Origin of the sequence: Varibaculum massiliense (assembly GCF_900106855.1) — a bacterium.
GTDB lineage: Bacteria > Actinomycetota > Actinomycetes > Actinomycetales > Actinomycetaceae > Varibaculum > Varibaculum massiliense.
The window spans coordinates 2065529-2084240 of the sequence record NZ_FNWI01000004.1 but is presented as its reverse complement, the minus strand read 5'-3'; the positions used below and the strand labels follow the sequence as shown (position 1 = coordinate 2084240).

Annotated in this window: 18 protein-coding genes; 5 read left to right on the top strand and 13 right to left on the bottom strand. The window is 52.8% G+C overall.

The features are described from left to right. Positions 1-7: 7 nt before the first annotated feature. Both BQ5456_RS09205 and BQ5456_RS09200 read right to left on the bottom strand, forming a co-directional pair. Positions 8-1609, bottom strand: coding sequence for a peptide ABC transporter substrate-binding protein (locus BQ5456_RS09205; RefSeq protein WP_083378458.1), 1602 nt, complete (start codon positions 1607-1609; stop codon positions 8-10). A 257-nt stretch (positions 1610-1866) separates the two neighbouring features. Next, a complete protein-coding gene (locus tag BQ5456_RS09200; RefSeq protein WP_071129714.1) occupies positions 1867-3549 on the bottom strand; it encodes a DUF885 family protein in 1683 nt (560 codons plus the stop codon). A gap of 129 nt (positions 3550-3678) precedes the next feature. On the opposite strand from BQ5456_RS09200, the gene BQ5456_RS09195 reads away from it, so the two are divergent. Next, positions 3679-4284 (top strand): class I SAM-dependent methyltransferase, encoded by a 606-nt coding sequence (locus BQ5456_RS09195; RefSeq protein WP_071129713.1) that lies wholly within the window; start codon positions 3679-3681, stop codon positions 4282-4284. A gap of 337 nt (positions 4285-4621) precedes the next feature. On the opposite strand, the gene BQ5456_RS09185 is transcribed toward BQ5456_RS09195, so the two are convergent. From BQ5456_RS09185 to BQ5456_RS09170, 4 genes are all read right to left on the bottom strand, one after another. Continuing rightward, complete coding sequence (locus BQ5456_RS09185; protein ID WP_071129711.1) at positions 4622-4978, bottom strand: hypothetical protein; 357 nt, start codon at positions 4976-4978, stop codon at positions 4622-4624. Positions 4979-4988: 10 nt separating this feature from the next. After that, positions 4989-5378, bottom strand: a complete 390-nt coding sequence (locus BQ5456_RS09180) for a hypothetical protein (protein ID WP_071129710.1) — start codon at positions 5376-5378, stop codon at positions 4989-4991. Between the two features lie 94 nt (positions 5379-5472). After that, positions 5473-5700 carry a HypC/HybG/HupF family hydrogenase formation chaperone gene (locus BQ5456_RS09175; protein ID WP_071129709.1) on the bottom strand — a complete coding sequence of 76 codons (228 nt, stop codon included), beginning with the start codon at positions 5698-5700 and terminating at the stop codon, positions 5473-5475. Between the two features lie 58 nt (positions 5701-5758). After that, complete coding sequence (locus BQ5456_RS09170) at positions 5759-7018, bottom strand: reducing hydrogenase subunit alpha (RefSeq protein ID WP_071129708.1); 1260 nt, start codon at positions 7016-7018, stop codon at positions 5759-5761. Positions 7019-7041: 23 nt separating this feature from the next. Between BQ5456_RS09170 and BQ5456_RS09165 the strand changes: the two genes are divergently transcribed. Continuing rightward, the gene (locus BQ5456_RS09165; protein ID WP_071129707.1) at positions 7042-7398 is read left to right on the top strand and encodes a hydrogenase maturation nickel metallochaperone HypA/HybF; all 357 of its coding nucleotides are present in this window, start codon (positions 7042-7044) and stop codon (positions 7396-7398) included. Here the strand turns inward: BQ5456_RS09165 and BQ5456_RS09160 are convergent. From BQ5456_RS09160 to BQ5456_RS09135, 6 genes are all read right to left on the bottom strand, one after another. Further along, the gene (locus BQ5456_RS09160) at positions 7346-8023 is read right to left on the bottom strand and encodes a hydrogenase maturation protease (RefSeq protein WP_083378456.1); all 678 of its coding nucleotides are present in this window, start codon (positions 8021-8023) and stop codon (positions 7346-7348) included. The two genes, BQ5456_RS09165 and BQ5456_RS09160, sit on opposite strands and share 53 nt — an antisense overlap. Before the next feature lie 14 nt (positions 8024-8037). Further along, the gene (gene cybH, locus BQ5456_RS09155) at positions 8038-9351 is read right to left on the bottom strand and encodes a Ni/Fe-hydrogenase, b-type cytochrome subunit (protein ID WP_083378455.1); all 1314 of its coding nucleotides are present in this window, start codon (positions 9349-9351) and stop codon (positions 8038-8040) included. Next, a complete protein-coding gene (locus BQ5456_RS09150) occupies positions 9348-11090 on the bottom strand; it encodes a nickel-dependent hydrogenase large subunit (RefSeq protein ID WP_071129706.1) in 1743 nt (580 codons plus the stop codon). Before BQ5456_RS09150 ends, cybH begins: the two co-directional genes overlap by 4 nt. After that, complete coding sequence (locus BQ5456_RS09145; RefSeq protein WP_071129705.1) at positions 11090-12328, bottom strand: hydrogenase small subunit; 1239 nt, start codon at positions 12326-12328, stop codon at positions 11090-11092. Before BQ5456_RS09145 ends, BQ5456_RS09150 begins: the two co-directional genes overlap by 1 nt. A gap of 125 nt (positions 12329-12453) precedes the next feature. Next, positions 12454-13242, bottom strand: coding sequence for a hydrogenase nickel incorporation protein HypB (gene hypB / locus BQ5456_RS09140; RefSeq protein ID WP_071129704.1), 789 nt, complete (start codon positions 13240-13242; stop codon positions 12454-12456). Position 13243: 1 nt separating this feature from the next. After that, on the bottom strand, positions 13244-13594 hold the full coding sequence (locus BQ5456_RS09135; protein ID WP_071129703.1) for a hydrogenase maturation nickel metallochaperone HypA: 351 nt from the start codon (positions 13592-13594) through the stop codon (positions 13244-13246). 123 nt (positions 13595-13717) lie between these two features. On the opposite strand from BQ5456_RS09135, the gene hypF reads away from it, so the two are divergent. After that, positions 13718-16012: a carbamoyltransferase HypF gene (hypF, locus tag BQ5456_RS09130; RefSeq protein WP_071129702.1), complete on the top strand. Its 2295-nt coding sequence runs from the start codon at positions 13718-13720 to the stop codon at positions 16010-16012. Here the strand turns inward: hypF and hypE are convergent. After that, positions 16009-17145: a hydrogenase expression/formation protein HypE gene (gene hypE, locus BQ5456_RS09125; RefSeq protein ID WP_162840157.1), complete on the bottom strand. Its 1137-nt coding sequence runs from the start codon at positions 17143-17145 to the stop codon at positions 16009-16011. The genes hypF and hypE overlap by 4 nt on opposite strands. A gap of 95 nt (positions 17146-17240) precedes the next feature. On the opposite strand from hypE, the gene BQ5456_RS09120 reads away from it, so the two are divergent. Together BQ5456_RS09120 and hypD are read left to right on the top strand one after the other, a co-directional pair. Then, entirely contained in the window at positions 17241-17507 is a 267-nt protein-coding gene (locus BQ5456_RS09120) for a HypC/HybG/HupF family hydrogenase formation chaperone (protein ID WP_071129701.1), read from the top strand. 48 nt (positions 17508-17555) lie between these two features. After that, positions 17556-18704 carry a hydrogenase formation protein HypD gene (hypD, locus tag BQ5456_RS09115; protein ID WP_071129700.1) on the top strand — a complete coding sequence of 383 codons (1149 nt, stop codon included), beginning with the start codon at positions 17556-17558 and terminating at the stop codon, positions 18702-18704. Positions 18705-18712: the final 8 nt, after the last annotated feature.

The following is an 18712-nucleotide window of genomic DNA, read 5'->3' as shown; positions in this document are numbered from 1 at the left end:
GAGTTAGTTATTTCTTCGTAACTTTATGAAAAGCTACCTCACCTTTCCAATCGGTGGTCACATTGCCCACATACTGGCTAAAACCGATATTAGAACTGGGCGACCAGAGCGGAATCGAAGGCAAATCATCTAGTAGCAGTGTTTGCGCCTGCTGATAGAGCTTACCTGCCGCTTCGGGAGTATCAGCAGCCTGCGCCCTCGTCAAAAGCTCCGTGTATGCGGGGTTTTCGTAGCTCATTTTATTGCCGTTGCCACCTTTAACGTAGCGTCCCGCCAGCAGATTATTCGGGGAGGGATACCCCATTGACCAGCCCATTCGGAACGGTCCGGTAAAGGAATGTTCGTCCATCATTTCAAGCAGGGTCTTAAAGTCAGGTTTCGGGTCACCGACTGCCTTTACCCCCAGGGTGTTCGACAACTGGTTACAAATCGCATCTACCCAGGGCTGATTGGATTCATTGGAGTTGTAAGTAACTTTCAGTTCTCCCTGCCAAGGGCTAATCTCATCGGCAGCCTTCCACGCCTGTTTGGCAGCCTCGGCATCAAATTTAACTACCTGGTTCTTAGCACCGGTATCCGTATGTCCCAAGATTTGGGGAGGTAAGAAATCAGTAGCAGCTTTCCGGGTGTTATAAAAGATGGTTTTGATGATTTCTTCCCGATTTATCGCCTGAGAGATGGCTTGACGACGTAGCTTTCCTTCTTCCCCAGAAAAATGTTTGGTCTGGTAGTCAATATCCAAGGTTTGCATACTGGCTTGTACTGCGCTCTTGCGGTTCTTTCCCAAATCTTTGGGAGCATTAGGAAGTTCCCCATCTGGGATTTGATCTAAAACATCCAGATTTCCAGCTAATAAATCCTGGTAGGCAGCAGAAAGATCGGCATAAATTTTCACTTCAATACCGGCGTTGTCCGCCTGGCGTACCCCCCGATAGGTGGTGGATTTATCTAGTAGAATCCGACTGGAGGGCTCCCAACTGACCAGGGTATAAGGACCATTCCCCACCGGTTTTTGCCCGAACTCTTTTTTGATTTTCCCCTGTCCGTCAAAAGCGCTGTCCGGTAGCGGGTAAAAACCATTGATTCCCAGGCGATTAGAAAAGTCAGCCACCGGTCGTTTCAGCTTAATAGTTATTTTGTAGTCACCGTTCGCCATTACTCCGCTAAGGTTTCCGGTGCCATCATCTTCCGCGCCATCAATTGCTTCAAAAGCGGTGGTGGCTCCCAATTTTTGCGCCGCCGAGGCTTTCCAGGCACGCACATAGTTCTTGGCCAACACCGGGGTGCCATCAGAAAACTTCCGGTCAGTGTTCATCTGGATGGTCCAGGTTTTATGATCGGGAGAATCAGTGATTTCCCGCGCCACGTCATTTACTACTTTCCCCTGCTGATCGTAGGTAACTAACCCCGCAAAAAGAAGATCAATAATCTTAATTCCGGCATCGTCATCGGCAGCGGCAGGAATTAGCCCCCGCGCGGGTTCCTCTCCGTTAATTAACACCCGGTCTACGGCGTTTTCTTGCGAGTTATTACTGCTACAAGCACTCAAAGACCCGCCGGCAAGCAGGGCCGCTGCCAGGACTGCTAGGGGAAGCCAACGACTGCGCATAGTTATCCTTAGCCTTTCTGAAAACTGAAAATATTAACTTTAATAATACCGACTTATTACTATTAGTTGATATTGTGCGCGTTTAGCTTTTATTTTTCCAAAATAAGCTGAAATGATCTCTGGTAAAATAAGCTGAAATAATCTCCGCTTTTCTCTAGCAGCGTCATCTTTCTCGAAAGGTTTATTAGCAGGAGGATGCACTACCATTTTACCTGGCTCGCATCTATAAAAACACGGTCTGAGCTAGGTTTTCTCAGTTAGAGCATCTGCTGAATAACTTTAAAATGTACCGCTCCTGCCGGAGCTACCTTCCGCACGAAATCGCCAAACCCCTTGCCCCCGGAGGCTTGGAATTGGCGATAGGCTTGCTGCCAGTGACGCCAACCGTACCAGGGAGCCAGACTCAGAGCGGGAATCCCCAGGTAACGCTGACGCAGTAGCACCTGGTTCCAGGGATCAGAAACCGTATCGTCAAGGTAGGCGATTGCTTCCGAAAGCCCCCAAGCAGACTTACCTTCCCCCTGACCGCCATATAATTGCAGATCAGCTAAGGCTAGCGCCACATAGCGCATAATGCGTTCCTGAATCAACAAACTAATTTCTGTGGGAATATCCCAAAGTTCTGGAGCCATTTCTAGGGCAAAAAGATCCCATCCCAGGTTGGAGGCCGGCAAATGGGCGGCAATCCGCGTAAATAGATTAGCCCCGTAAGCCTCTCGCGCTCGCGAGTAGAGATGACTGCCGGGTATTCCTTTCTCCAGAGCGGCTAGCGCGTAATAGGTATCATCAATTTCTAGGAAAGAATCAAAAGCGCTGCCGCTAATAGCTGCCGGATTTTCACTGCTTTGGTATGCGTGCGGCGCCCGGCTGGCTGCACATTTACGGGGAAGAACCCGCGAACTGTTAGACAGGCTAACTCCCGCTGGATAGTAGGGGTGGACTAGACATCCGTACGGATCGTTTTCCCATTTAAGGGGAGATTCCTGGGGGCTAACCAACTCAGCTAACTCCGGATCTACGTTGGTGCGAAAAGCGTCCCACGCGTCCTCCATCGCCCAAGTCAGCACATTAAATCCGTCAGCAATCTCTAGGTCAGAGAGCCGATAGGCGCGTTTATCCCCCAGTTCACTGCGCAACTGATCGCATCGGGCTCTCAGGCGAACTAAATCTTCGCTAGCTGTTTCGAAAAGATCAGCCGGGTCTGGTTCACTGTCCCCCACGCAGAGCAGGGAGATGAAATAGGAGTGGGGGTCTATCAATCCGATTGGCGAACAGGTGGGCAGGATTTCCTGCTGCAAAAAGCTCGCCATTTCAGAAAATGCAGCTTGGGCAGTGGTTATTCCTCTCTCGAAGGCGCGCTCCCCCATTTGGGAAAGTCGGGTATCGCTCATTTCTGCGCGTTTCCCCTGATAAATACCATGCCCTGGGTCAGACAGTATCTGCGCTTGTCCCAGCACCATCTCCAAGGCTTCTTGCGGGAATACGTAACCGCGATCCCTAGATTCCCGCATAGTGGTGCGCAACCCCTCGAAAGCTTGCGGTAGCGCCAAGAATCTGCGGGTCAAGTTGCCCACTCCCGCCTCGGAGGTTACGTCCATCAGTTTGAAGGTTTCCGCAAAGACCTGAATAGGAGAGTTAGTGCCACTGATTTCGGAGGCTAAGAACCCGGATTCGAATTTTTCTTGTTCGGCGCGGGCAAGCAGAGTGAATCCTTCGGATTCTCTTAGCTCCCGAGCACTACTCTTAGGGGTTTTTGCTACTCGCGCCAAAGTATCTTTACGCAGGTTGTAGCGTTCTGAAATTCCGGGAGGGGAATAATCTGGCAAGAAAGCATCATACCCCGAGATTCCCCATTCGGTTGCCTTAAACGAATCTATCCGGGCGTAGGCGGTAACGTACTGGTTGAGCACGTTGTCGATTTGGGTGACTTCCGTTTCCACCCCGCACCGCCTTCCTTTCGATTTACACCTACCTGTATCTGCCGGGTTAGTTCGGCGCCTGGCAGGCATAGCTAGCCCTATATTATGACCTCCGCGCATTAAGAGGGCAAAAACAATAGTCTAGAGGTGATGGAACAGTATTTTACGAATCAACCGGCGGCTAACGCCACCGAACGCACCAGGATTGCAGTATCGCTGGCAGGAAAAGAACTAAGTTTAGAGGGCGCCGAAGGAGTTTTTTCTGCTCGTCACCTAGATAAGGCAACTGCGATTTTATTGGCAGGCGCCCCCACTCCCCCTGCGGTCGGGACTTTTTTAGATCTAGGATGCGGCTGGGGGCCGCTAGCCATCACCTTGGGGCTTTTAAGCCCGTCTGCACAGGTCTTGGCGGTGGACGTGAGCGAACGCGCGCGCGACCTCACCCGCACTAACGCCCAGCGTGCCGGGGTCTCCCTACAGGTAGGATGCCCGGAAGAGATTCTGGCGACTACGAAAGCCAGTGGCGGGCTCGATCTTATCTGGTCTAACCCTCCGGTGAGGATCGGGAAAAAACCCCTCCAAGACTTACTGCTGACCTGGTTGCCACTATTGAAACCCGGTGGAGAGGCGATTTTGGTAATGGGGAAGAATCTGGGAGCAGATTCGCTGCAAAAGTGGCTGTGTACGCAAGGTTTCCCCACTCGCCGCCTTGCCTCGAAGAAAGGTTTCCGCCTGTTAGCGGTGTCCCCTGCCTAGCCTGCGATTACTCCCGGAAAACGCAGGAAATAACTGTTCCTCGTCTTCAATGTCTACCGCAGATATACCAAAGCGAGCTGCAGTTACAGACGCGGGGGATAACTTTTATCCGAGTGGGCGCGGTGGGCATAAGAATTCGGAAAATGCCTTGGCGTTTTCCGAATTCTTGGGCGGGAGGAAAAAGTTATTCCCCGCGTTTATTGGTGCTAATGCCTGTTCATTAGCTACTGCAGATATAGCAAAGCGCGGGCAGATACCTTTATCAGTATCTGCCCGCGCAAGTATTTAGTTTTATCTATTCAGCAAGTTTCCCCTGGTGGAGAAACTACTTAGGTAGTTAGCGAGAAGCCACTAACTCTTTCGCATCGAGGCTGGCCTCACTGCCACGTTGGGCAAGCTGGGCGTTGCGTACTCCCCGGGGATCCTTGACGATTAGGTAACCAATCCAGACGACGCCGGCCAGTGCCACCACGAACAGACCAAGATAGGTGTCGTTGAGCATATCTTGTACTGGAGGCACGAAAACATCCGCGCCCTCTTCGATATATTCAGCGGCTAGATCAACTGTCCACATCAGGGCGGCACCCCAATACATCCAGCAAAGCAGGTCTACCCGCATCTTTGACTGGGGAGCATGGGAATACCACCAGGCGGTGGAACAAATTGCTGCAAAAAGCGTAATTACTAGGGTCATCGCTAATCCTTTAGGCCTCGATCTTTTCTGGGGCTGGGTTGGTGCGCCGTTCGTTAGCGCGAATCAGGGCTACTCCTACACCCCAAACCACAGTCACTAACACTGCCATTCCGACACCCACAGTCCCCATCTCAAATAGCATTTGCTGGGTGGTGGAACGCTCAGTCAAAGCAGTTAGGAACGGGAAATAAGGAACCACTTCTCCGTGCCACAGGTGCTCAAAAGCCAGCAACAAAGCTCCACCCCATAGCAGGTTGGTTAGCCAAGTCAGCTTGCGAACCAGATTCAGTGAACGCTGGGTACTCTCGGGCGAGGCTCCGCTCTTGGCTTTCCTCGCAATTTGCTTCTTGGCTGCCGTTACGGCAACTGCTTCCACAGTAGGAACAATAAAACACGCCATAATAACTCCTTTGAATATTTTGCGTATTCAATCATTCAATTTAATATCATTTTGAAAGCAATGCCACCACTTTGGATTATTTCTCTGGCTGCAGTTAGGAAATCATCCCTAAATCCCGCCAAGTATCTAATGATTCCTTAGCTTCTTCAGCGGTTAAAAGGTTCATGGCGAAACCATTTTGAATCAGAACGTAGTCACCCACGCGTGCCTCGGGAAGATATGCCATGCAGGCATCTTGTACCTGCCCAGCCACATCAATACGCCCCATGGGCATTACCCCCGACTCAATCGACAGAATCTTACAAGGTACTCCCACGCACATGGTTTACGTCCTTTCTTGCGGCAAACGCTGGAATCCGCTAATCCCAGGATATCCCCCGCTACTTTTCGAGGTTATCAACTTTTAGCCCCATTTGACCCGCCGGGGCAGAACTGATTGGCAGACAGGGGTCAGCCTCCCGAATCGATTGTTCCAGGGCATCTGCCCTACCCGCATCCTGAAGGCTGATTGCCTGAGTTAGCAGATCCGCCAGCCAAGGCTCATTTTGGGCAGTGGGGGTAAGAATTGTGGCAGCGCTGATTACTCCCTGAGCATCAGTAGCATAAGTGTGAGCGAGAATCCCTCGCGGACCATCTACCAGCCCGGTGGCAGTTCCGGGTTGAAAACCTATCTGCTCTTCTTGCGGACAAGGCTCAAGCCTGCCGGCTTCAAGCAGAGCTAATAACTGCTCTACCACCGCAACCGTTTTTTCCAGGACGTGCAAAGTAATAATCGCGCGGGCATTAGCCGCATCCCGACTACCCGCTAACCAGCGTGCTTGCGCTGCTGCCGCCAATTCACTGGGCAAAGTTCCCACCGAAAGTTGCGCCACCGGTCCCACCCGATAACGACCATCGCGAGGATTACCTCCGCGTAGGTAAGGGTGGGGAGCCGCCGCACCCGAATTTTCTTCCGCAACCTGCTGGTCCCAGCGGGAGAATTCAAACTCGTTTACCGTTTTTCCCTGGCGCGCCACTCTTACCCGCGTACCGAAAACATCTGGATTCCCGTCCTCATCAATTAGCGCTAACTCTGCCCCGGTAAATTCCCCGAACCCGCTAGCGTGCGGTTGGGCGTTAAACCCTAGTTCACAAAGTTTTTGCGCCACCTGCAGGACTGCGGGCAGCTCTTCCTGCAAGATTTTTAAGTTCTCTACTTCCGGCCAGCTACTCACTCCACCCGGAACAGCAGTTGTAGGAAAATGTCCGGGAGATCCTGCTGCCACCAGCATTTTCTTGGAGATTTTCTTTAAAACCACCCCGCTGTCGCGTTCTTGCAGCAAGAATCGTAGGGAATGGGTTTCTACCAAGGATCCGTAATGTAATAACCGGCGGGTTAGCTCAGCCGCTGGGGATAGCGGAGCGCTCCTACTCAGGACGTCTAGGGCGCGGTTTCCCGCCAGGTGATGCGCTACAGGGCAAATCCCGCATAGATGTTCGGTCATCTTTAAGGCTTCTAGAGCCGTTTTCCCTACTAGCATCCCGTCAACTCGTGGAAGTCCTTGCAGGTCAAAGCGAGCTTGTTGCTGTCCAGCAGAGTCACGGGTTACCACTACCCGCCCTTCCATAGGATCGATGATTTCATCTAGGTTGATTTTCATGGCTCTCCTGGGAAAATGAATGTATGCATGAACTCGGGTTATTAACTTCGGTAGTGGAAGCGGTGGAAAAAGCAGCCGCTGACGCTAACTATCAGGTTACCCGAGTTGAAAAAGTGGCGCTAAATGTGGGGACGATGTCGGGAGCTGTCCCGGAGGCTCTCTACGGTTCTTGGCCGATCGCCCGGGAAGGTACCATATGTGCCTCTGCCGAACTCGAAGTCAATACCGTTCCCGCGAGCGTCTATTGCCCCGGTTGCGCTCAAGACGTAGAAATCGATGAGTTCTTTGCGCTGCTGTGCCCAATATGCGGGATGCCCACCGGGAATCTCACTCACGGGCGGGAGGTCGAGATCTCCTGGGTGGAGTGGGATAAGGATTAACCCACGAATCTAGAACTTCCGCTGCCAACGCGGCAGCCGGTTCTATTCCCGCGGCGGCTGTGGGGGTCAGCCCCAAATTTAAATCTACTTTTTCGCTGACCACCCCCACAACTTCCAAAAGAGCAGGTTCTTTTCCGGTTAGGCGAGCAGAGCTTAAAACATCCAGCAACCCCACTTGGTGGGGGGACATCTTCATCGAAAGCAGCCGCGGCACATGATCCCCGCTCATGCGCAAGGCTTGACCGGGTTCCCGCCCATTGCCGGGAGCTACCGAATCCAGGATTAACAGTCGCTCGGCCTCTTGGACTACCGGCACCAATTCCATACCGTTGGTGCCGCCTTCCAGCAGTGCTAGTTCCCCCCTAGCTACGGCGGTTTGCCAGGCGGGACGCAGGGGAAGCATGGCTTGTAAGCGAGCCAGAATCTCTAGACCAATAGCATCGTCACCCATAATCGGATTACCGACTGCCAGAACCGTGAAACGGCTGCCTGCCCAGCCGGTGCCATCTACGGCAGAAAGGTCAGGTAATGCCCGATGTCTATCTGGAGCGATTGAAGCAGTGGCGCCATCCGCAGTATTCTCTGGAGCACCTTCAGCTGCGGGCAAACTTTTGCCTGAACTCATCGCATCCTTTCAGTTTAAAGTTCTGGGGCATCGTAGGGTTTGGAAGTACGGCGCATCCAAACCCCTCCAGAAATCATGGAAGAAATCCCACCATGCCGTTCCAAGGAATCCGCTCGGAAGGCCAAATAGATATGCCCGATAACGAAACCCCAGAACATGAACATAATCATGGCGTGAATGAAGCGCATCATGGGAATCCCCAACCAATCGTTGGGAGCCGCCAAAATCTGCCAGAAGAGACTGGTGTTCTTGTAGGGCAGCGCGTATAGAGCCAGCCCTATCAACATCTGGAAACCCCCTAAAACATAGATGGAGGTGTAAGCCATCTGTTGCAAAGGATTATGCGCTACATAAAGCGGGCTTTCTTTCCTTAAGAAAAGATAGAATCCTACTGTTTCCTTGAAATTTATCCAATCCTGCTTTTTCTTAAACGGCCAGAAGGTTTCCCAACGCATATAGCGATCCTTAGAGATGAACGCAATAATCACGCGGGCAGCCCCCACCGCCAGCCAAGCGAATGCGGCTGTGAAGTGAATGAAACGCATAATTCCCATGAGGAATCCCGGATCAATGCCCCGGAAGAAAGTATCTCCAAAGAACGGATCCATAATGTAGTACCCAGTTACTGAGAGGGTAACAATCAGGAGAACATTAAACCAATGCAGGAAACGCAAGCTGCCTGACCATACGCTGAGCCTAACCCAGTCTTCGCTGGTGGGAGTGAGCTCTCCGCCTTGTAGACCGGTACCCACTGGGCGCACATTAACAAAACCCTCCATAGAGAAGGGGCTAATTTCGCCGTTTTCGTCTACAGTGGCGGTGGCGACCCCTAAGCAGCGGTAACCGCGCGAACCTGCCATCTGGGCGTTCTTCCTTAATAGGGTACGCAGCGCCCGCTCGGGTTTGGCGACATTCATCACCGACTCAAGATCGCCGCGAGCAATGATAGTGTTACGCGACTTGCCAGACTTGGTGCGCTTCATATCATTGATACGTGCCAACGAATAGCGCCGATCCACAGGCGGATCAAAGTTCTCGGCGGGAATATCCACGTTAGGGGCACCATGACGGAAGCGGTAGCGCAGCGACTCTTTGAGCGCTACATCTACCGGATCGGTGCTTCCCTTTGGGGAAACTGCCGCCATTACTAGCAGACGGCGCAGGGAGATATCAGAACAGCTAAAACCGCCACCGACCTCAATTCCTTTGGTCTTTGAAGCGTCTTTAGGAAAAAACTCTATTTGCCGATCTGCATTCGCCTTCGCCAAATCTTTCTTAGATAATTTTTTCGGCTTTTCTACAGTCGTGGTTCCCGGTTTATCGCTCATGAGGTCACCGCCTCACCAACGAGATTCCCATCGGGATCAAGAATGTGTACCCCACAGGACATACAGGGGTCATAAGAGTGGATAGTACGCATCGGTTCTAGAGGAGCCTTGGGATCTACCAAGGGATGGGTCCCCGTTCCCATCAGGGATTGCTCATAGGGACCGGGAACACCTTTGGCGTCACGTCCTCCTGCCAACCAGGTAGTGGGTACTACTGCTTGATAACGCTCCACTTTCTTGTTCTTGATTGATACCCAGTGGGAAAGATCCCCCCGGGCGACCTCTACAAACGCGTATCCTTGCGATTCTTGCGGCCAATGACCAGGATCCCACTTGCTGGCATCGAAAACCTCAATGTCTCCCCGCTTAATGTTATCCACCAGCGCGTTATAGTCCTCTCGCAGCAAGGCGGCAGAGACCGTGGCTTCTGCAGCCCGGGCAAAAGTCCGTCCCATCGTAGAGTTAATCTGATCGGGGGTGATTCCCAAGGTTTCAATCGCCCCGTCGACTAGTTTCTTAACCGGCTCGTACCCCTGGGCATAAGCCAGTATCATCCGGGCTACCGGCCCCACCTGCATTGGTTTCCCGTCATAGCGGGGAGCCTTCGACCAGGTGTATTTATCGTTATCCCCCAGCCATTCGAAAGGTGGCTGCGGCCCGGTGTACTTTACGGTGGTCTCCCCCTTGTCAGGAGTTAGACCTTTCTTGTCCCCTACCGAGTATTCATACCAGGCAGAAGAGATAAACTCTTCAATCTTGTGCGGATCGAAGGGGTGTACTTTACTCAAATCCCCGTTGAGTATTACCCCCGGCTTAATAGCCGTATGCGGAGATTTTAGCCGCGACTTATTGGGGTCGCCTGCAAAAATCGACCCCGCCAGTCCTACCGCCAAATAATTGGGATGAGTAGCGCCAATATCGAAGTAGTCTTTATACACCCCGGCCAAAGCCAAAACATCCGGATAATAGCAATCGTTGACGAATTCGTTGATCTCTTCAACCCAGGTCTTGACTTGATCCATTTGCACCTGGTTGATGGATTCTGAAGACGTCGGATCTATAGAACAGGCCATCCCGCCTACCAGGAAGTTCGGGTGCGGGTTCTTGCCACCGAAAACCGTGTTAATCCGAATCATGGAACGTTGGAATTCCAGCGCATCCAAATAGTGCGCCACGCACATCAAATCTGCTTCCGGAGGAAGACGGTAATCGGGGTGATCCCAATACCCGCCGGTAAACACCGAGAGCTGCCCAGAATCCAAGATATTTTTAACCGTATCTCGTACCTCGGTAAAGCGCTTCAGGTTATTACCCCGCCACTTCGATCCGATGGAGTTTGCAAACTCTACCGCCTTAGCAGGGTCAGCTTTCGCTGCGTTAGGAACATTCACGAAGTCCAGAGCATGTAGGTGATAGAAGTGGATCACATGGTCTTGGATTTCTTGTGACCCCAATACTAGACCACGGATTAAACGGGCGTTTTCGGGGGGATTGGAACCAATCGCGTCCTCGACTGCGGTAATAGAGGCAATAGCATGTACCGAGGTACAAACCCCACAAATACGTTGCACGAAGGCCCATACATCTCGCGGATCGCGATTCTGCACGATGGTTTCGATTCCTCGGAACTGGGTACTGACGCTCCAGGCTTTCTTAATCTGGTTGCCAGCAGTTTCCATCTCAATGCGCAGGTGACCCTCAATCCGGGTCAACGGGTCGATAACTACTTTTTCAGCCATTACTTAGCCTCACTGTCTTTGTCGTTGCTTGCCTCAGGTACTTCTGCAGTAGTGGTTTCCCCCGGGGTGGGTGGTTCGGTATCGACATCGGTGGCATCACCGAAGGCAGCCATGGGAGAATTCTTGGTCGCTTTCCGGTCAGCAGCAGCTCTTGCGGCGGTGACCCCTGCGTGTACGGCAACGCCGGCGGCAACTGCCCCGGTAAAGCCAAGACCTACCTTCTCGGCGGTAGCCTCCACCCCGAATCCTGGAACGCTAGGCAACACTTGGTAGAAGGGGCTGAACCGATCGAAGAAGTCACGCTCAGTACAACCTATACAGGGGTGACCAGCACCAATCGGCCAACCGGCTTTCATATTCCATTGGACTATAGGGCAGGGGCTAAAAGTCGAGGGCCCTTTACAGCCCACATCGTATAGACACCAACCTTCCCGAGCACCAGCATCATCAAAAGTACGTACGAACTGACCCGCATCGAAGTGCGGGCGGCGCGGACAGGAGTCATGAATCCGCTGACCGTAGGCAAACAGGGGACGTCCCTCGGAATCAACTTCGGGAGTCTTCCCGTGAGTCAAGATATAGGTTAACGAGGCAGTGATTACCTCCCCGATTGGAGGACAACCCGATACGTTGATAACCGGCTTGTCTCTGATGATTTCATCTACGCCGACCGCACCGGTGGGGTTGGGTTTTGCAGCTTGCACGGAACCATAGACTGCGCAGGCACCCACTGCCAAGATTATGGAAGCATTTTCGGCAGATTCCCGCAAGACTTGTTCGGCGGTCTTCCCCCCAATCGTGCAGTAAATACCGCCATCTTTGGTAGGAATAGAGCCGTTTACTACCAGGATATGTTCCTTCGCGTTAGTATCAGCCAGCGCCTTTTCGGCGGCCTCGCCGGCTGCCGCCATTACTAGCTCGTTGTAGTTCACCGACAGCAGGTTCAGTACCACCTCTTCTACTGTGGTTCCCCCGCTACGCAAAGTAGATTCCATGCAGCCAGTACATTCTTGCAGCTGCAACCAGACCACATTGGGTTTAGTAATCGCCCCTAGTTTGTCGGCCAGTTCTTCGGCGGCTTTTTGCGCCGGAGCGGCGTGTGCTAACTCCGGCGTGCCTACCGCGAAAATGGCTGCTAGTCCAGCACAGTATTTAACGAAATCCCGTCGACTCACCCCGGCACTGGCAAGGTTATCGGCGAGGGTTCCCTCCCGCCACGGTTTTATCTCATAGCTCATTTCCGGTTCCTCACTGATATTGAAGTTAGACCACAACGTCTCTCGAAATCATTATATTCAGTCATGTATTTATCTGATTAACCTGTTAAAACACCTATTTTATTTCGCAAAAAAAAATTACGTATTTATAGTTGCTTTAGCCACTCGATCCAGGGGTCAATTCCTTCCCCATTGAGCGCAGACAGTTCAATCACCTTTACTCCCGGATTAACCTGTTCTAGATATCCGCGGAACCGATCCATATCGAACTTTAGATAGGGCGCCAGATCCATCTTATTTACCACCACGATTTCTACCGAGCGGAACATCACCGGATACTTTAGAGGCTTATCTTCGCCCTCGGTAATAGAAAACACCATTGCCTTGGCGTTCTCACCCACGTCGAACTCTGCCGGACACACTAGGTTGCCCACATTTTCGATGATTACCAGGTCAAGTTGATCGAGATCCAAACCATCCAGCGTGTGGTGCACCATAGGGGCATCCAAGTGGCATTCGCCGCCAAAACCTTGTCCGGTGTTCAGTAGGGATATTTGGGCGCCGTAACCGTCCAGGCGTTCGGCATCTAAAGGAGTTTCAATATCGCCTTCGATAATCCCTACCCGCAACTGACCTTGCAGTTTCGCCAGAGTGTGTTCCAGCAAAGTAGTTTTTCCCGATCCGGGCGAACTCATCAGGTTAACCACTTTCACGTTATTATCTGCGAATGCCTGACGGTTATGCTCTGCCAAGTGGTCGTTTTCTGCATAGATATCTTCTAGGATTTCAATGCGTTCTTTCTCGGTGTCGTATCCGGAGTGATCCCCGATTACTTCCGGGTCAGCCACATAGTCACCGTGATCGTGGTGGTGGGCATGATCTCCGTGATCGTGTGAGTGTACCGTGCCATCATCATGACGATGAAAACGTCCCATATTATTGTTTCCTCTCTGGCGTGACTTCTATGGACACTACTCTAAACTCTTCCCCGCTAATGACCGCTACCTCACGGGAGGAACAGTTTGCGCAGCGAAAATCTAAAACTTCCTCCAACTGGGTTTTTGATCCACAGTTTTGGCAAACAATCACCGCTGGAATCTCGGTGATATTAAGCTGGGCAGGACCCGACAAAGTGTTTTTACGAACGGCACCCCAAGCAAATTGCAATGCTTCTGGTACTACTTGTCGTAAATGCCCCACCTCTAGCTCTACCTCTAGAACCTCACGTCCCGCCGCATGCCGGGAAACGATGCGAGCTAGTTGGCGGGAAAGCGCAACTTCATGCATTGTTTCTCCTTTATTAGTCTGGCGGGGGGCGCCGTGAGGGCGTTACTAACCTTACCTTGTTCCCTGCCTTCCGCTTACCGCTAGGCTTAGAATGTTGAGGTTTCACTAAACGAGGAGGATGGGATGCGGCGAGCCTATCGGCTGCGCGGAGTCGTGCAAGGGGTGGGGTTTCGCCCGCACGTAGCGAAAGTCGCCGCTGACTTCCCCATCAGTGGTTTCGTGGGCAATGATGACGAATCGGTGTTTATTGAAGCCCAAGGCGCCGCCAGCGATATTGAAAACTTCATGACGAAAATGCTGGCGACCCTACCTCCCCTGGCGAGCGTCCTCCAGTGCATTGCTCGAGAGATTCCAGAGCAGGAGGGCGAAAATGGATTTAGGATTGTGTCTTCGCGGCGGCGTTCTGGCGCGCGCACTTTGATTCCCCCCGATACCGCCACCTGCCCGGATTGCTGCCGGGAAATGACTGACCCAAATAATCGGCGCTATCACTATCCCTTCATTACCTGCACCAATTGTGGTCCGCGGGCAACGATTATGGTGGATTTGCCCTACGACCGGGACACCACCACTATGGTTAAGTTCCCGATGTGTCCGGTCTGTCGAGCAGAATATACTGATCCGAAAAATCGGCGTTACCACGCGCAACCGGTGAGTTGTTTTGATTGCGGCCCGGTATTGTGGGTAAGCGATACTAAAAACCCAGAGTTGCGCCCTCCAGCGGGAAATCGCCGCCCCTTAATCGCCGCCGCCCTATCTGAGGCTCGTGCGCGTTTGCGGCGCGGAGAAATCCTGGCGGTGAAAGGTATTGGTGGTTTTCATCTGCTGTGCGATGCCCGCAATCAAGAGGCGGTGGCGCGGCTGCGTAAACGGAAAAACCGGGGGGATAAGCCGTTTGCAGTGATGGCGCCCAATGTTGATACTGCTCAAAGACTTGCACACTTAAATCCCCAGCAGTTAACGGAACTTTCTTCCCCGGCGCGCCCCATTGTAATCGCGCCTTTTGGTCCCGGATACGATTTAGCACCAGCGGTTGCTCCCGGGTTAGGGGATGTGGGGATTTTATTGCCCTACGCCCCTTTGCACTTAGAACTGTTAAGCGCAGAATGTGCCGAAATGTCTCTGGTGGCAACTTCCGGGAATCTGGCGGGAGAACCGCTGTGTTTTACCAACGAGGACGCGCTCGCGCGTTTGGCGAAAATAGCTGATGGTTTCGTTTTCCATGACCGCGATATTCACCTGCCGATGGAGGACTCGGTATTTTTGGCCAACTCGCAGGTAACAATCCCTTCCCGCCGTTCGCGGGGGTACGCACCACTGCCGGTGCCGCTGCCGCAGGCAGCCGCAGTACCGACTTTGGCGGTAGGCGGGGAACTAAAAAATAGTTTCTGCCTGTCCAGTGGAGATTGGGCGCATATATCGGGTCATATTGGGGATATGGGTACTCTCGCCAGTCAGGAATCCTTGGACAGAGCGGTAACCCAAATGTTGAATTTCCAACATCAGCAGCCTGAAAAAGTTGTCTGCGACCTGCACCCTGCCTATTCCACTGTCAGTTGGGCTTCCCGTTTCGCTGACCAGCGCGGCATCGAGTTGTTACAGGTGCAGCACCATGTGGCACACGCCTATAGCCTGTTGGCAGAGCGCTCTCACCTGGATTCGGCGGTAGTTGTGGCAGTAGATGGCACCGGGTATGGTCTAGATGGCACTATCTGGGGCGGAGAAATCCTGGAGATTGCGGGAGCTGCTTGGCAACGCCGCGCGCACCTGCCCTCATTTAGTCTGGTGGGAGGAGATCGCGCCGTGCGCTACCCCTGGCGGGTCGCCTTGGGGATTGCCCATGATTGGAAGCTGGAGGGGATTACCCAAAAAATCAGCAGCGAGATTGGGAATCGACAAGGAAAAAGTGCCGAATTAGAACTAGTCAAAAGCCAGTTAAATAGTGGTTTTGGAGTAGTCGCCACCACCAGTTGTGGCAGATTATTTGATGCCGCGGCTGCCATATTAGGTATCTGCACGTCAGTCACCTACGAGGCACAAGCAGCAATGGAACTAGAGTATGCTGCCACCACTTGGGCAAATAGGAACGCGGAGATGCAAACTCAGCGCTTTGGTAGCTACCGGGAACTTTTCGAGATGCTCACTGAGGACGAGAGGGAAGTGGGCGAGCGTGCCTGGCAGTTCCATCTGGGACTGGCGCAGCTATTGGCTGCCCAGGCTGGGGAAACTGCCGAAAAAGCGAGGATCAAAACCGTGGGGTTGACCGGTGGCGTTGCCCTAAATCGCCTATTTTCTAGCCATTTCGCTCAGATTATGCGCGAAGGTGGCTACAAAGTCTTGACTCACAAAACCGTACCCCCAAATGATGGGGGGCTGAGCCTAGGGCAGGCGTGGGCAGCAGTTTTGGGGGCTTGTTAGCAGATGCGCGGCAGCGGATCGCCGACCAGCATGTCAATCATGCGAGTGCCCCCGAAAGCGGTCACCATCACTACCGATGACTCCGGTTTAGAAACTACCCGCCCGATATTAGCGGCTTCTTCCCCACCGGGCAGCGCCCGCAGGGCTGTTAACGCCGCATCTACCTGGTCGGCAGGTACAACCGCACAGAACATACCTTCGTTTGCCACATAAATGGGATCGATACCCAACATATCGCAGGCACCACGGGTCATATCGTGTACCGGAATCGATTCGTCCTCGATAGCAATCCCCCATCCGGTAGCCACCGCTAGTTCGTTTAGTACTGTTCCCAGGCCGCCGCGAGTAGCATCCCGCATCCAACGAGTCTGCGGAACCGCCGCTATTAGCGCCTCAACCAGGTGATTAACCGCGCGAGTATCTGATTTAATCGGGGCTTCTATCGCCAGATCACCACGCGCCATCATTACTGACATGCCGTGATCGGCGATCGCTCCGGAAACAATGATTCGGTCACCACGTTGCACCTGGCTAGCACCCAGGTTACGTTCACCTGGCACAATCCCGATGCCAGCGGTGTTGATAAAAAGTTTGTCTCCGCTGCCTTTGGGAACCACTTTGGTATCGCCAGTAACGATTCGTACCCCCGCGTTCTCGGCGGCCTCGCGCATTGCCTGTACTTCTCGGCGTAGATCCGCGATTGGCAAGCCTTCCTCCAAAATGAAACCGGCGCTAATCACTTTGGGGATGGCGCCCGAAACTGCCAGGTCATTGACGGTACCATTAACCGCCAGTTCCCCGATAGAGCCACCGGGAAAAACGATGGGGTTAACTACATAGGAATCGGTGGACATCGCTAGCTTGCCGCCACCAAAATCAGTGTCCTTACCGCCGATTGCCTGGTCTAACAGGTCGGTCAAAGGCAGCACCCCGGCATCGGTTAGTTCCGCAAGCACCTCGTTGCCATAACCGGAAACGAAAACTTGATCAACTAGGGCGGCGGAGGCTTTCCCGCCGGCACCATGCGAGAGCGTCACGTAGTCGTCTTTGAGTTTCATTCCGCGACTGCGCACCCGCGCGATATTGGAGTTTACTTTGAGTTCATCTTTATTAAGGCGGTTTTTAGGATCCACTCTTTGATAATCGCACAAACCGACACCGATTTTCATCTTTGATAGCGCTGACAATTGCAAGTAACCTGGAATCTAGTTAGCTCAAGGAGGGTTCTATGTGCTTGGGAGTTCCTGCCGAAATCGTGGCATTCGATGAAAATGAGAGTGGTCGTGCCAAGGTTTCGCTATCCGGGGTGGAACGGATGATTTCCACGGATTTGCTGGCAGACGAGGGTTTGAAAGTCGGCGATTGGGTGCTGGTGCATGTGGGATTTGCGATGTCGCAAATCGACGCCCAAGAGGCCGCCACCACTTTGGATCAAATTAGGAAACTGGGGCAGTTTGAAGACGAACTAGAGCAATTTAAAACCACCTCGGTTTAACCAGCTCGTCCTATCCGAATCTTTTAACCGCGAAAAGAGACCAAATAGATGAAGTACGTTGACGAATTCCGTGACCCCGAGTTTGCGCGCAAACTGGTAGAACGCATCAATGCGGAGGCCAAACACTTTGACCGCCCGCTAGCGTTTATGGAAATTTGCGGAGGACACACCCACACCATTTACCGGCATGGTCTAGAACATCTTTTACCAGAAAACGTGCAGTTCATTCACGGACCGGGCTGCCCGGTGTGTGTAATCCCCATGGGACGGGTAGATGACGCCCTCTGGTTAGCTAACCAACCCGACGTTATTTTGACGACTTTCGGGGACATGATGCGGGTACCGGGTTCTAAAGAATCCCTACTGCAGGCGAGGGCGCGCGGGCGCGACGTTCGTTTCGTTTACTCTCCCCTGGATGCTTTAAAAATTGCGAAAGAAAATCCGGATAAGAAGGTAATTTTCTTTGCGATTGGGTTTGAAACTACAGCCCCTTCCACCGCGGTTACTCTGGTAGCTGCCAAGAAACAGCAGGTAAAAAACTTTTCCGTGTTTTCTAATCACGTGAAGATTGAGCCGCCCCTGCGCGCGATTGTGGGGGCTGATGAAACCCGCATTGATGGTTTTATTGGACCGGGTCACGTGGCGACGGTAGTCGGCTCCGATGCCTTCAAATTTCTGCCTAAAGAATACAACAAACCGGTGGTGGTAACCGGTTTTGAGCCGCTCGATATTTTGCAGTCAGTAGCGATGTTAATCGACCAATACCTGTCGGGAGCGGTTGAACGGGGTGAAGCACGAGTCGAAAACCAATATTCGCGGGTAGTGCGTCCCGAAGGAAACCTCGCAGCCCTCAGGCTACTTGACCGGGTATTTTCTACCCGCGACACTTTCGAGTGGCGCGGTCTCGGGTGGATGCCCTACTCCGGTATGGGAATTTCCGAGGAATTCGCCGCCTGGGATGCCGAGCGGCTGTACCACGTGCCAGGCGTACGGGTTCCTGATCCCCCGGCTTGTGAATGTGGATCGGTACTCACTGGGCGTATCAAACCTTGGGAATGCAAGGTCTTCGGTACCGCCTGTTCCCCGGAGAAGCCCATTGGTACCTGCATGGTTTCCCCCGAAGGTGCATGCGCCGCGTTCTATAACTTCGGCCGCATTGACCGCGAAACCGCCCACGCTATCGTCATTGAGGACTAGTAGGGTCT

Excerpts from the sequence above, each read along its gene's own strand:
- BQ5456_RS09145 (WP_071129705.1), bottom strand. The coding sequence starts at position 12,328 with ATGAGCTATGAGATAAAACCGTGGCGGGAGGGAACCCTCGCCGATAAC.
- BQ5456_RS09165 (WP_071129707.1), top strand. The coding sequence starts at position 7,042 with ATGCATGAACTCGGGTTATTAACTTCGGTAGTGGAAGCGGTGGAAAAA.
- cybH (WP_083378455.1), bottom strand. The coding sequence starts at position 9,351 with ATGAGCGATAAACCGGGAACCACGACTGTAGAAAAGCCGAAAAAATTA.
- BQ5456_RS09180 (WP_071129710.1), bottom strand. The coding sequence starts at position 5,378 with ATGGCGTGTTTTATTGTTCCTACTGTGGAAGCAGTTGCCGTAACGGCA.
- BQ5456_RS09205 (WP_083378458.1), bottom strand. The coding sequence starts at position 1,609 with ATGCGCAGTCGTTGGCTTCCCCTAGCAGTCCTGGCAGCGGCCCTGCTT.
- hypF (WP_071129702.1), top strand. The coding sequence starts at position 13,718 with ATGCGGCGAGCCTATCGGCTGCGCGGAGTCGTGCAAGGGGTGGGGTTT.
- BQ5456_RS09160 (WP_083378456.1), bottom strand. The coding sequence starts at position 8,023 with ATGAGTTCAGGCAAAAGTTTGCCCGCAGCTGAAGGTGCTCCAGAGAAT.
- BQ5456_RS09150 (WP_071129706.1), bottom strand. The coding sequence starts at position 11,090 with ATGGCTGAAAAAGTAGTTATCGACCCGTTGACCCGGATTGAGGGTCAC.
- BQ5456_RS09175 (WP_071129709.1), bottom strand. The coding sequence starts at position 5,700 with ATGTGCGTGGGAGTACCTTGTAAGATTCTGTCGATTGAGTCGGGGGTA.
- hypD (WP_071129700.1), top strand. The coding sequence starts at position 17,556 with ATGAAGTACGTTGACGAATTCCGTGACCCCGAGTTTGCGCGCAAACTG.
- BQ5456_RS09195 (WP_071129713.1), top strand. The coding sequence starts at position 3,679 with ATGGAACAGTATTTTACGAATCAACCGGCGGCTAACGCCACCGAACGC.
- BQ5456_RS09120 (WP_071129701.1), top strand. The coding sequence starts at position 17,241 with ATGTGCTTGGGAGTTCCTGCCGAAATCGTGGCATTCGATGAAAATGAG.
- BQ5456_RS09185 (WP_071129711.1), bottom strand. The coding sequence starts at position 4,978 with ATGACCCTAGTAATTACGCTTTTTGCAGCAATTTGTTCCACCGCCTGG.
- BQ5456_RS09170 (WP_071129708.1), bottom strand. The coding sequence starts at position 7,018 with ATGAAAATCAACCTAGATGAAATCATCGATCCTATGGAAGGGCGGGTA.
- hypB (WP_071129704.1), bottom strand. The coding sequence starts at position 13,242 with ATGGGACGTTTTCATCGTCATGATGATGGCACGGTACACTCACACGAT.
- BQ5456_RS09135 (WP_071129703.1), bottom strand. The coding sequence starts at position 13,594 with ATGCATGAAGTTGCGCTTTCCCGCCAACTAGCTCGCATCGTTTCCCGG.